The 12,585-nt window shown below is 46.6% G+C and carries 14 protein-coding genes; 5 read left to right on the top strand and 9 right to left on the bottom strand.

The window, feature by feature from the left end; all coding sequences use genetic code 11:
* Positions 1 to 56: 56 nt before the first annotated feature.
* On the top strand, positions 57 to 764 hold the full coding sequence (locus tag ABIN22_RS01240) for a DUF975 family protein (RefSeq protein WP_346906146.1): 708 nt from the start codon (positions 57 to 59) through the stop codon (positions 762 to 764).
* 26 nt (positions 765 to 790) lie between these two features.
* On the opposite strand, the gene ABIN22_RS01235 is transcribed toward ABIN22_RS01240, so the two are convergent.
* Both ABIN22_RS01235 and ABIN22_RS01230 read right to left on the bottom strand, forming a co-directional pair.
* The gene (locus ABIN22_RS01235) at positions 791 to 928 is read right to left on the bottom strand and encodes a hypothetical protein (RefSeq protein WP_346906145.1); all 138 of its coding nucleotides are present in this window, start codon (positions 926 to 928) and stop codon (positions 791 to 793) included.
* 66 nt (positions 929 to 994) lie between these two features.
* A complete protein-coding gene (locus tag ABIN22_RS01230) occupies positions 995 to 2,227 on the bottom strand; it encodes a helix-turn-helix transcriptional regulator (RefSeq protein WP_346906144.1) in 1,233 nt (410 codons plus the stop codon).
* A 163-nt stretch (positions 2,228 to 2,390) separates the two neighbouring features.
* Between ABIN22_RS01230 and ABIN22_RS01225 the strand changes: the two genes are divergently transcribed.
* The 4 genes from ABIN22_RS01225 to ABIN22_RS01210 all read left to right on the top strand — a co-directional run bounded on the left by ABIN22_RS01225 (position 2,391) and on the right by ABIN22_RS01210 (position 6,532).
* The gene (locus ABIN22_RS01225) at positions 2,391 to 3,275 is read left to right on the top strand and encodes a sugar phosphate isomerase/epimerase family protein (protein WP_346906143.1); all 885 of its coding nucleotides are present in this window, start codon (positions 2,391 to 2,393) and stop codon (positions 3,273 to 3,275) included.
* A gap of 48 nt (positions 3,276 to 3,323) precedes the next feature.
* Positions 3,324 to 4,517: a Gfo/Idh/MocA family protein gene (locus ABIN22_RS01220; protein WP_346906142.1), complete on the top strand. Its 1,194-nt coding sequence runs from the start codon at positions 3,324 to 3,326 to the stop codon at positions 4,515 to 4,517.
* 53 nt (positions 4,518 to 4,570) lie between these two features.
* Entirely contained in the window at positions 4,571 to 5,581 is a 1,011-nt protein-coding gene (locus tag ABIN22_RS01215; RefSeq protein WP_346906141.1) for a Gfo/Idh/MocA family protein, read from the top strand.
* 87 nt (positions 5,582 to 5,668) lie between these two features.
* Positions 5,669 to 6,532, top strand: coding sequence for a sugar phosphate isomerase/epimerase family protein (locus ABIN22_RS01210; protein ID WP_346906140.1), 864 nt, complete (start codon positions 5,669 to 5,671; stop codon positions 6,530 to 6,532).
* A 47-nt stretch (positions 6,533 to 6,579) separates the two neighbouring features.
* On the opposite strand, the gene ABIN22_RS01205 is transcribed toward ABIN22_RS01210, so the two are convergent.
* The 7 genes from ABIN22_RS01205 to ABIN22_RS01175 form a co-directional block, all read right to left on the bottom strand.
* Positions 6,580 to 7,521, bottom strand: coding sequence for an ROK family glucokinase (locus ABIN22_RS01205; protein ID WP_109729703.1), 942 nt, complete (start codon positions 7,519 to 7,521; stop codon positions 6,580 to 6,582).
* Positions 7,522 to 7,551: 30 nt separating this feature from the next.
* Complete coding sequence (locus ABIN22_RS01200) at positions 7,552 to 8,466, bottom strand: sugar phosphate isomerase/epimerase family protein (RefSeq protein WP_346906139.1); 915 nt, start codon at positions 8,464 to 8,466, stop codon at positions 7,552 to 7,554.
* Positions 8,467 to 8,662: 196 nt separating this feature from the next.
* Entirely contained in the window at positions 8,663 to 9,550 is an 888-nt protein-coding gene (locus ABIN22_RS01195) for a phosphatidylserine decarboxylase (RefSeq protein ID WP_346906615.1), read from the bottom strand.
* A 15-nt stretch (positions 9,551 to 9,565) separates the two neighbouring features.
* Positions 9,566 to 10,243: a CDP-alcohol phosphatidyltransferase family protein gene (locus ABIN22_RS01190; protein WP_346906138.1), complete on the bottom strand. Its 678-nt coding sequence runs from the start codon at positions 10,241 to 10,243 to the stop codon at positions 9,566 to 9,568.
* Positions 10,244 to 10,286: 43 nt separating this feature from the next.
* Entirely contained in the window at positions 10,287 to 11,348 is a 1,062-nt protein-coding gene (locus ABIN22_RS01185) for a lysylphosphatidylglycerol synthase transmembrane domain-containing protein (protein WP_109729707.1), read from the bottom strand.
* A complete protein-coding gene (locus ABIN22_RS01180; protein ID WP_109729708.1) occupies positions 11,338 to 12,060 on the bottom strand; it encodes a phosphatase PAP2 family protein in 723 nt (240 codons plus the stop codon). The genes ABIN22_RS01185 and ABIN22_RS01180 overlap by 11 nt, the downstream gene beginning before the upstream one ends.
* Positions 12,061 to 12,297: 237 nt before the next feature.
* Positions 12,298 to 12,579 carry a DUF2325 domain-containing protein gene (locus ABIN22_RS01175; RefSeq protein ID WP_118621262.1) on the bottom strand — a complete coding sequence of 94 codons (282 nt, stop codon included), beginning with the start codon at positions 12,577 to 12,579 and terminating at the stop codon, positions 12,298 to 12,300.
* Positions 12,580 to 12,585: the final 6 nt, after the last annotated feature.

Below are 12,585 nucleotides of genomic sequence, written 5' to 3'. Positions count from 1 at the left end.
CTGTCGGCTGTATATTCAAGAAATGGAGGAAGGGTCCCGGTAAAAAGCCGGGGCCTGTGATAGAAATTATGGTATGGTCATCAAAAGAAATCAAGAAAAAAGGACTCACCTGCTTAAACAAAAACTTTATACAGGCCTATCTGGCGGTTCTGGTAATCCGCCTGATCGCAGATATCCCTGCACTCTTCTTTAACCAGGGCAGCAGTATCCGTTCTCTGTCTCTGTCAGGCTCCGCCCTGCTCCTTGCCATCCTGCTTTCTGGCACCATTTTTATTTATCTGCCACTGAATGCAGGAAAGAACAGGTTTTATATGGATCTGAATGACGGAAGCGCAGAATTTGATACCCTGTGGCATTTTTTCACCCGGGGGAAAAAGACTTACCTTTCTATCGTAAAAGGAATGGCCGTGAGATATCTGACCGTCCTTGCCGGCGGCCTGATCCTGATTGTACCGGGAATCATGCAGTATTACCGCACATTTTTTACTCCGTGGATTCTGGCACAGCATCCGGATATGACCGCAGGTGTGGCAATGCAGAAAAGCCGTGAAATGACGGCCGGGCAAAAGATGAACCTCTTCATCATGCAGCTGACATTCTTAGGCTGGATTGCTCTTTGCTTCTTCCTCTCCTACCGTTTCAGCCTGATCCTGCCGACCGGCATAGGACGCGCGGTTTCAACAGCTATTTATGCACTGCCTGCTGCTTATTACCATGCGGCTGTCGCAGCATTGTATACAAAGCTGTCACAGCATCTGCTGTAAAGAATATATCAGAAAGTCCGGGTGAGTTATTTCTCATCCCGGACCGCCTGGTAAGCTATCAATACAATATCTTCTTTTGTCTCTTGCTTCAGTTTTTCCTGAAGTTCGTTAATCTCAGTTATACTTTCATTCGTGATATCCGCTATCTGGTAGTTCTGTTCCATATTCTCACCTCATCCATAGTATACGGCATCTTTTAGAAATTATGTAAATCCCGGTACAGGACTTGCTCAGGCTTTTTTCAGGTTATTCCGGTAACTGCTCGGGCTTGTGCCTACCTGCTGCTTAAAAAGCCTCGAAAAATAATTCATATCTTCAATCCCGCACATCTTGGCAATCTCCCCAACCGGAAGCTGTGTAAGATTTAGCAGCCGGATTGCGTAATTTAACCGTTCCTGATTCACGAATGCCGTCAGGCTGGTTCCGGTTTCTTTTTTAAAAAGTGTCGAAAGGTAGTTCTTATTCATGGAAAACTTTTCTGCAATTGCTTTCAGCGTGAGGTCCGTGTCCGGATTCAGCCTGATATGGGTCACAATCTTTTTAATAGTCGGCGAATAATCTTCCATCGAGTATGTCCGCACAAGCATACAGTACTTCCGGGGAATGTCCTTGTAGATGCTGTCAAGCTGCTTTATGTTCACGGCATATTCTATGAGTGCCGTAATTCTGTTGACCTCTGTGTCCACATAGACCGGATGAACACCACCCGACTGGGCAGCTTTGCGGCAGATTGTGTTGAACATGATCAGATTATTTTTCTGGTCACGCAGCGAATCCGGAAAGTGCTGCTTTATAGAACTTAAACTGAGCTTTTCTCTGATTTCTTCTATCTTTTCCAGATTTCCTTCCATTATATAGGCACACAGCCGTTCTTCACTCTCATATTTGCTCTCCATATAGACAATCGAACTCGGGGTTGGCTTTGGTATCATATCCGTATGGTCACTAAACCCCGCCTGATGCGTATTCAAGATCAAATGGGGCATGGAAAGTTTCTCTTCCCCCCACAGGAACTGTGCCAGATTTCCAATCAGGCTCTCCATCCCATGTTCTTCAGGAATCACAGGGAGGGACACATAATACTGCTGCATAAAGTCCTGAAAATGTTCCGGAAGGCCTGCTTTCCGGCAGTATTCATCGACACGTGTCATTGTAAAAGGAACATAGGTGAACGGACCCACGACAAAGAGGGCCGGAGTTTCCTGTGGCAGTCTGACGAAGATGTACTCGCACCCGAAACGGTCTGTCCCCCTTCCAAGAATATGCTTCTGGTAAATATCCATGCAGTCAGCTGAGATATTCTTACAGAAGGTGCGGTAGTCTGCTTCCGTATAAATGGATCTGCGTAATTCATGATCGAATTGCGCCTCCCAGAGAAATGGATATTGAATGATTCTGGAGGATATCCTCATCTCAGACAATATGGCCTGTGTATATGACAGTAACAATTGATTATCAGGCATAGCTGTTCTCCTATTCGCATTCATTACATTAATATTAGCATAATATTCAGGGTGTCTCAAATAAATGTAAAAAATTTACTAATTTCAACAAATACTGGAATACCTACTATTTTTTTTCAGGGCTATACTTAGATCATATCATAAAAGAAGGAGGTAAACAGGTATGGAGGAACAAATCCATATATCAGGATTTGCAGACGAAATCAGCCCGGATTTTGAACAGCAGCTTAAGGTTGTCACGGAGCTTGGAATGCACTACATTTCTCTGCGTTCCGCAAACAAGAAGGGAATTGCAGACTATACCGTACAGGAAGTGCAGGAGGAATTAATGCCCCTGCTTTCCAAATACAGCGTAAAAGTATCATCTATCGGTTCTCCGGTCGGAAAGGTAGGCATAGAGGACGAAGAAGGATTCCAAAAGCAGAAACTCCAGTTGGCAGAGCTGTGCCGGATATGCAAGTTACTGGACTGCAGTTATATCCGTATGTTCAGCTTTTTCATTCCGGAAGGAGAAAATCCGGATGATTTCCGCAATACAGTCCTTGAAAAAACCAGACAGTTTCTGGATATTGCCAGACAGCACGACATCATACTGCTCCATGAAAATGAAAAGGATATATATGGGGATACGAAGGAACGCTGCAGAATACTATTTGACGAACTGAAGGATCCACATTTTTACGCCGCCTTTGATTTTGCCAATTTCGTACAGTGCGGTGAAGACCCGGAGGAATGCTGGAACCTGCTTAAGCCTTTCATCAGGTACATTCATATCAAGGATGCTGTCTCTTCAAATCAGGAGAATGTTGTCTGCGGCACGGGGGAAGGAAAGATCGAACTCTTATTGGACCGCGCCATCCGCAAAGAAGGATATACCGGGTTCCTGACCCTGGAACCGCATCTGGTGCTGTTTGATTCCCTGGTTTCATTAGAGACTACGGCGGCAGAAAATATCATTAAAGAAAACAAAGCCAAAGACGGCAGGGAAGGGTACGCCATGCAGTACCATGCATTATGCAGCATTTTAGAAAAAATCGGACAGCCTTAATACCATGCAGTTGTCCGTAAAACAAAAAAGAAAAGTGAGGAGATAAATATGAAAAAGATTCGTTTTGGACTAATTGGAATTGGTGCACAGGGAGGCGCTTATGCCGGATTTCTGACAGGGAAAGGAGGCTTTCCGGGAATGCCCGCGCCTGAGTGCCCGCCACATTGTGAACTGGGGGCGCTGTGCGATATTGACCCTGAGAAAGAAAAAATGTGCAGGGAAAATTATCCGGAATATCCATTCTATACAGACTGGAAAGAGATGGTGGCTTCCGGTAATGTAGACGCTGTCATCACGACTGTCCCCCACTACCTGCACCCGGAGATTGCAATCTACTGTCTGGAGCACGGTATGAACGTACTTGTAGAAAAGCCTGCCGGTGTATTTGCAAAATCTGTGCGCGAGATGAACGAATGCGCGGCAAAACATCCTGAAACTGCATTTGGTATTATGTTCAACCAGCGTACCAACAAACTCTACCAGAAGATTAAAGAAATCGTGGCTTCTGGTGAAATGGGAGAAATCCGCCGTTCCAACTGGATCATTAATTCCTGGTGGCGCCCGGACAGCTATTATGCACAGAGTGAGTGGCGCGCTACATGGGGCGGAGAAGGCGGCGGTGTACTCGTTAACCAGGCACCTCACCAGCTGGACCTCTGGCAGTGGATCTGCGGTATTCCAAGTAAAGTATATGCCAAATGCCTGTACGGATGCCACAGGGATATTGTCGTAGAAAACGACGTGACCATTGTAACAGAGTACCCGAATGGGGCGACAGGAACCTTTATCACCTGTACCCATGACCCGATCGGGACAGACCGTCTTGAAATAGACCTTGACGGTGGCAAGATTGTTGTAGATTCCAGCCAGACTGCTACCGTTTACCGCCTGAAAAAGGATGAAAAAGAGATGAATGAGACCATGAGCATGATGGATGTTGCCAAACTGACTATGGGCAATGCTTCCGGTGCAGATGGCATGTACACAGTGGAAACATTTGAGAATACAGACGGCTGGGGCGTTCAGCATACGACTGTAATGGAAAACTTCGCCCTGCATATTCTGGAAGGGACTGACCTGCTCGCACCTGGTTCAGACGGCATCAACGGCGTAAATCTTGCCAATGCCACCCAGTTGTCTTCCTGGCTCGGAAAAGAGGTAGACAACCCGGTAGATGAAGAACTGTACCTGAGCGAACTGAACAAGAAAATTGCAGAAGAAGGTAAGTTCCCGGCCAGATAAGCCGTTCCGGGTATATTCCGGATTTCGGCAGAACATAAAAAGGACTGGAGGATATGAATAAGATGAAAAGTGCAGCCGTAATTGGTTTAGGAGACATCTCCACAATACATATCGCGGCAATCCGGCGCAATCCTGATATTACACTTAAAGCAGTGTGCGACATTGATGAAAGGGCACGTAAACGAGCCCCTGAAGGGACTGCATTTTACACGGATTACCATGAAATGATCCAAAAAGAACAGCCGGATGTGGTACATGTCTGCCTGCCGCATTATCTGCATGTACCGGTATCCAAAGAGGCCGTTAATCTGGGCACACATGTTTTCTGTGAAAAACCTGTCGCCATGAACACTGATGAGGCCGTGGACTTTGCCGTCTTCGAGGCAGCCCATCCGGACAGACACATCGGTATCTGCCTGCAGAACCGTTTCAATGAATCGGTAGAAATGCTCAAAGAACTGATAGACAGCGGACAGTTTGGAAAGATAACAGGCCTGAAGGGATTCGTCCCCTGGGCACGGCCGAAGTCCTATTATGATGAAAAGCCCTGGCGCGGCACATGGAAACATGCAGGCGGCGGCTGCATGATCAACCAGTCCGTACATACACTGGACCTGCTCTACTATTTAGGCGGTCCAATTGAGAGTATTAACGCCTCTGTATCCCAACTTCTGGATTACGGCATAGAAGTAGAAGATACCGTATCTGCCGCACTTAGGTTTGAAAGCGGGGCACAGGGCCTGTTCTTCGCAACTAACGCCAATTATAAAAACGAAGGCGTACAGATTTCGGTACAGACCGGGGGCGCAGAATTTTCCATCATCGATAATGTGCTCTACCAGACGGAACCGGACGGGAATAAGAAGCGCCTTGCAGAGGATGCAAAGATGCCAGGGGAAAAGTTCTACTACGGCGCCAGCCATGAAAAACTGATCCGGGCATTCTATCAGGCGATTGAAAGCGGCAGCCAGGACTATCTGCATGTCAAAGACGCTGTCATGAGCATCCGGCTGATTGACGCGATTCAGCAGTCGGGCCGGACAGGAAAGCACGTCAGGCCCTGAGAGGCACATGTAACTAAAAATGAACTGTTGTAACTGTTCATGGTCCTGAACAGTTACGAACTATTTTTAATAGGGAGGAAAACTGTAATGGAAAAAGGATTAATCGGCATACAGATGAGCACGATTAAAGATAAAATTAATGAGTTAGGGGCCTACGGCACGCTGAAGGCATGTGCGGAACTTGGCTACCACTGTGTAGAGGTCAGCCAGATTCCAATGACCCCTGAAAACGTAGCCGGCATGAAAAAAGCATCGGAAGAATTCGGTGTAAAGATTGCAGCCTGCTCTGCATCACTCGAACCAATGTTTCCGGAAATGCCCGGAGAGTATCTTGTGAGTGATTTTGATAAAATTGTAGCAGACATGAAAGAACTCGGTTGTGACATGCTGCGTATCGGCATGCTGCCAATGACCTGCATGGGAAGCCGCGAAAAGGCACTGGACTTCGTAAAACGGGCAGATGAAATGGCAGCCCGGTTAAAAGAACACGATATCGACCTCTACTACCATAACCACCACGTAGAATTCGCAAAGTATGACGGCGAATACCTGCTGGATATCATCAAAGACACAACCAAGCATATGGGATTTGAGCTGGATATCCACTGGATTCAGCGCGGAGGAGAAAATCCGGTTGAATTTATCCGGAAATATGCCGGAAGAATCCGCCTGCTCCACTTAAAGGATTACCGCATCGGAGAACTCCGTATGCCGGAAGGGGATTTTGATCCACAGAAATTCATGCAGGCGTTCACTGACATCGTAGAATTTGCAGAAATCGGGGAAGGCAGCCTGCCTGTCCAGGAATGCATTCAGGCCGGACTGGAAGGCGGAAGTGAATACTTCCTCATCGAACAGGATTCTACCTACGGCAGGGACCCGTTCGAGAGCCTGAAAATCAGCCGGGACAACCTGATCAAAATGGGCTACGGTGACTGGTTCAATTTATAACAATAACAAATCCCCATCGGAGCTTCTTTTCCGGTGGGGATTTTAATTTACCCTATAATCAGTTTTACACCGCCATAGATACCTGCCTCATTTCCGAGGGATGCCAGACGGAATTCCGTATCTCTTGACGCATGAAATGCATATTCCACATAATGCTCCCTGATAGCATCAAGCAGGATATCCCCGGCTTTTGCCACTCCGCCTCCAATAACGAAAGCCTCAGGATTCACAACGCAGGCAATCTGTGCCAGCCCCTTCCCGAGCATGCGTCCCAGTTCACTTACCATGACCACGGCAGCCTCATCCTTTGCCTTTGCCGCATCGAAGATATCCTTCGCGCTGAAGGTTTCGATGCTTCTCAGCGAACTATCTATATCTTTATGTGCGTCCAGATATTTCTTTGTCATGCGGACGATCCCTGTCGCTGAAGCATACTGTTCCAGACACCCCTTCTTTCCGCATCCGCAGCACTCTGTTTCGTCATCTGTCATCGGCAGGTGCCCGATCTCTCCTGCCGCACCGTTATACCCTGCCAGAATATGCCCGTCAATGATAACACCGCCTCCTACGCCGGTTCCCAGTGTGATCATGACAATATTGCTGCAGCCTTTTCCGCCGCCCTGCCACATCTCACCAAGAGCCGCCACATTTGCATCGTTTCCTGCCTTCACCCGCATTCCGGTAAGTTCGCCGAGTTCACGCTCCACATTGAATACATCCCACCCGAGGTTCACACATTTAAAAACGGTACCGTCCTGTCCGACCGGACCGGGAACACCCATGCCAATCCCTTCCACATCCAGATGGGAGATGCCTCTCTCACTCAGTTTTTCATAGGCTGCCTCCGATATATCCCCCAGAATAAACTTTCCGCCGCTCACGGTGCGGGTCGGTATCTCCCACATCTCAAGCAGGTTCCCGTCTGTTTCAAATAATCCCAGCTTTACAGTCGTTCCGCCTATATCTACTCCAAATGCATATTTTTTCATTTTCACGTATCCTCCTAAACTGTGGCTGTATTATATAACAAAATTCCTAAGATATTTTGCACTCAGTAGTACTGCCTTCTTTGCATCTTCCAGATTTTTCTCAAATGCCTTATCTTCCACCTCGATACATGTATATCCGTCATATCCGATATCGGTCAGCGCAGAAACATATCTGCCCCAGTCCACATCCCCGAGTCCCGGAAGCTTTGGGGACATATATTCAAGCGGGGCCGCCATGATTCCCACATCGGCAAGCTTATCCGGGTATACTTTGATATCCTTATAATGTACATGGAAAATCTTATCCTTAAACTCATAAAGAGGTCTGATATAATCAATCTGCTGCCATACAAAATGGGACGGGTCGTAATTAATCCCGAAGTTCGGGCTGTCAAGGATCTCAAATACCTTCCTCCAGTTTGCAGGAGACGTCATCAGGTTCTGCCCGCCCGGCCACTCATCTTCTGTAAATAACATCGGACAGTTTTCAATCCCGATCTTCACACCTTTTTCCTCTGCATACTTTACGATTGGCGGCCATACTTCCTTTACAGTCTCCAGATTCTCCGTCACCGTTTTCTTTGGGTCGCGCCCTACAAACGTAGTAATCATATTCACATCCAGCATAGCCGATGCATCGATTAGTTTATACAGGTGTTCAATATAACTCTGACGCTTTTCTATGTCCGGCTCCAGTGTATTCGGGTAGTATGCAAGGGAAGATATCTCCACATTCCTGTCTTTACAATACTTTTTAATGTATGCCGCCTTGTCTTCATTCATATTTGCAGCATCAATATGGCTGACCCCTGCATATCTCCTCTGTGCGCCCCCCTGCGGCCAGCACGCTACTTCCAGGCATTCCAGATGATTCTCAGATGCAAAATCCACGACTTCCTCAAATGTCATTCCGTCACAAATTGCTGTAATAAATCCTAACTTCATAGTTTGACTGCTCCTTTCGTTACGATACAAATTCTTATTCACATTTCTATTAGTACAGATTCTTCTTTTTGTCTTCTTTATTGTAACGAAATCTGTCCCACTAAGCTTTTCACTTTTTGTCTGACTTTGTAGTACAAAAATGACATTTTTTAATCTGCCTGCCTTAAGGCATGCAAAAAGGTCAAAAATAATACCCTTATTTTTGACCTCTTATTGATTCTCCGATACGCTCACCCATCTTTACGATTGTCTCATAACCGGACTGTGTATTCTGAAACAGCCGTTCATCCATCCTGACTGCATCTTTCTGGAACAGCAGGATCACCGTGGAACCGCCGAATTCGAAACGCCCTTTTTCTTCGCCCTTTTTTACAAGGCATGCTTCATGGTAATTGGTAATCCGCCCGACCATCAGGGCCCCCACTTCCATCATCAGTACCGTCTTAAAATGTCTGCTCCTTAAGAGTGAGTACTCCCTTGTGTTCTCCTTATAAATGGGGACGACATCGTTCGCCACAGGATTCACCGTATGAAAGATCCCGGGGATATGGCAGTTTTCTGACTTCATCCCGTCATCAACGTAACAGTACCTGTGATAGTCATCGACCGTCAGCCTGAACACACACGCCGTTCCCCCTTCATAATATGCTGCAAGTTTCGGCGACCGGAGGAGAGATTCCACTGTATAAGACGTGTTCTTAATGTTGAACCTGCTTTTTTTACCTTTTTCATGGACAATCGGGTAGACACTCAGCTTTCCGTCGCACGGGCTTGTAAGTGTCCACTCGTCTCCCTCCATGATACGGACCCCGTCCTTCAGTTTCCGCGTGAAAAAATCGTTATAAGAACGAAAACGTTCCTTCTCGCAGACACTTAAATCAATCTGGTTCGCCTTCACAAACGGGACAATCAGGACCCGTGACCAGCTTCTGTCCAGCAGCCAGCCGCCTGCTCTGGAAACAAACGGGCAGACCAGAACTTTCAGAATCCTACGCCCCGCGCGGCTCAAATACATCCTCTTCAGCAGTCTGTCCTGCCCGGAATCTGCTGTTGTTATCCGTCCTTCTCTGTCAATATACTTCATCATTTACCCTCTCTCTTATAACCTTCTCACCCAATACAGCCAGGGCCATCCCGGATGGAAGCTGATACGGTAACGGGTAAAAACAATCATAATGACTACTGCGGCACCGACAACGGCAACCAGCACAGCAAGTGTGGCATTCTTCGGCTTTTTCAGCCGGAAGTCAACAACAAACAGGATTCCCACGATCAGCAGTGCCAAATGAAGACAAATTCTGAAAATCGAATCCGGAACGAAAAACTGGATCATAAATACGAGGGGCAGCACAATCGCCATCGAGGTGATTGGAAGTCCTCTGTAGAACTTCTCCCCGCTCTCTGTCACAAGTGCATTCTTTGCCTCCATGACATTGAAGTAAGCAAGCCTTATGACGGAGTTCACACAATACACCATAATGACCGCGATTCCAACCGGCCCCCTTACACCCAGCAGATAACAGATCAATGCCGGGAAGGCACCGAAACAAACCACGTCACACAGGGAATCTATCTGGATTCCAAAGGACTTTTCATCCTCCGTCCTGTCTTTCTTTCTGCGCGCAATCTTACCGTCAAACATATCACACAGGCCCGATAACGCAAGGCACAGGATTGCCGTCTTGAACCTTCCGTGAACCGCCTGAGTCATCCCGAATACTGATGTGGCAAGGCTGATATAAGTCAGTACCACTGTATAATTATAAAAACCAATCATCTTATTCTCTCTCTTCTCATTTAGATTTTATCTTTCACCACATTTATCCCTGCGCCTCACAACACGGTTTCTCTGCCGCTTCTTTCTGTCTGCGTCCTATGGTAAGATGGGCAAACAGGGTCATTGCCGCACTGAGCAGCAATTGTACGTAGTATGCAATCCCCCTGCTTAAAACCATACCCGGCAGAAGGAGTCCTGCGGCAAAAATGCCTTTGAATATAATCAGGAACAGATTCTCACTGATCCCCATGCCGCCCGGGAGGGGAAGCATATCAACCGATACCGACACTACCGCCTGCAGCATCACAACATCATAGATGTGTGCCCCGTGAAGCCCGAATGCCTTATACACAAACCATGTTACAAAAAACAGGGCAAACCTCTGTAAAAATGTTATGGCCAGCACATTCACAATCACTCCTGCATGTGTCCTCAAATACGCCGCCGTTGCATTATACTGGTCCATCGAAGCAGACAGTTTCTCTGTACGGTTTGGCTTATGCTTTAAAATGTGCAGCCGTTCCAGAATCTTCAGGCACCACATCATAATCCCTTTCGCCAGGGCCGGGTGGAATGCCAGAATCGACATGGCAATGCAGCATGCAACATTCAGACCCACCCCGAGGTAAAACACCGGCAGAATCCCTTCCAGATACTTATGTACAAACCCCCTCTGGAAGAATGCAACAAACAGTCCGATAGCAACGAGGACTGACTTATATGTTATTGTAACAATCATCAGCACTAATGTCGATACCGGAACCGGAATTTTATTCTTTCTCATATAATATATCTGCATCGGCTGCCCGCCGCTCGCAGATGGTGTGATGGCGCTGAAGAAGAACCCTACACAGGAATATAAGAAACAGGTCCACTTCTTCGTATGGATTTTCAGGGTGCCCATCATATAATGGATAATGATGGATTCCCCCCAGATAAAGAAGACCACCCCCGCCACCCCGGGAATCAGGTACAGTGGATTCGCCTTTAAAATTGTCCGGATAACGGCACGCAGATCTTCTCCTTTAAATACACTGTAAATTGTCAGTGCAAATACAAGCACAACGAATGCCGCGTTCGCAATCTTTTTCTTCTTACTCGTCACAGTTCACTCTCTTTCCCACAGGTCTTACCCTCCTGTGAAAACATTTCTGATACAGCCAGTCAAATACCCTCTGGGGATATTGATAAAGCCGCGTATGAAAAGCCAGCCAGTATGTACCTTCTGCCAGTATGATGCCTGCTATGGCATCTACAATATAGTGCTGCTTGGTCAGCTGCGTTGAGACACAGACAAGCAGTGCAAAAAAGCAGGAAAACATCCGGTAGCCCTTCGGTATATTCTTTTGCCGGCGGATCCCGATATAGCAGAACCAGCTTACGAGACAGTGGATGGACGGGAACAGCCTTGTGGGCGGGTCAATGCTGTAAACAAACAAAAGCACCGAATCCCAGAATCCCGGTTCCGCCAGCACAGGCCTGATATTCGTGGTAGGCATAAGCAGGTAGAAAGTCCCGCATATCAGTCGTGACATCATGTCTGCCACCGCAAAACGAATGCAGTATTCTTTCCCCTGCCTCGCTATGATTATGTAATTTACAGTCCAGAAAAGGTAACACCCTAAGTATACCGCTGCAAACGCAGGCACTACCGGGACTGCCCTGTCAATCGGAAGTGTGAGGTCATAATGCTTCCAGTTTTCTGTAATACGGTCCGTTCCCATATAAACAATAAAATTAACCGCCAAACAGGATAACAGAGGAAATACTGCATATGCCGGTATGATTTTCTTTAATTTCCCAAGCCTGTTTCCCATGATGTCCAACTCCTTTTTATCTCGGTCTAGTGACTATTATAACAGACTTTTTGAAAGATGCACCGGTAAAGTAGGTTTCTTAATGAATTCATAATAAATCTTTCAAATTTCTTCCAATATATTTCGGTTTTCTTAGGGAAATTCCTGTAATTTATTATATATTAATACAGCTCAGGCTTTTTGCGCCTGAGCTGTACGTTTTTCTTTATAAACCAAAGAAGTGTAATCCACAACTTATTAACAGCAGACATTTCCCAATATTTCTTCGAGTGCATTCTTGCTGCTTGTATGACATCTTATAACATCGGCATTACACCTTCCGGCTTCTTCCACAGCACACTTTACCATTTTGTGGGACACTGTGTTCGTAAATAATACGATCAGATCCGGGCTGCCAATCTGTTTGCTTAATCCGGCAGACATCTGTGTAAACACCTTTGCCTTGCAGTGGAACTGTTTGCATATTTTCTTATACTGGCATACCATACGGTCATGCCCTCCGATTATCACTACGCTCATTGTGCC

The sequence above is a fragment of the Faecalicatena orotica genome (assembly GCF_905197545.1).
Lineage (GTDB): Bacteria > Bacillota > Clostridia > Lachnospirales > Lachnospiraceae > Faecalicatena_A > Faecalicatena_A orotica.
Note: the sequence above shows the minus strand (reverse complement) of the source record. Positions and strands in the feature narration are given on the sequence as shown.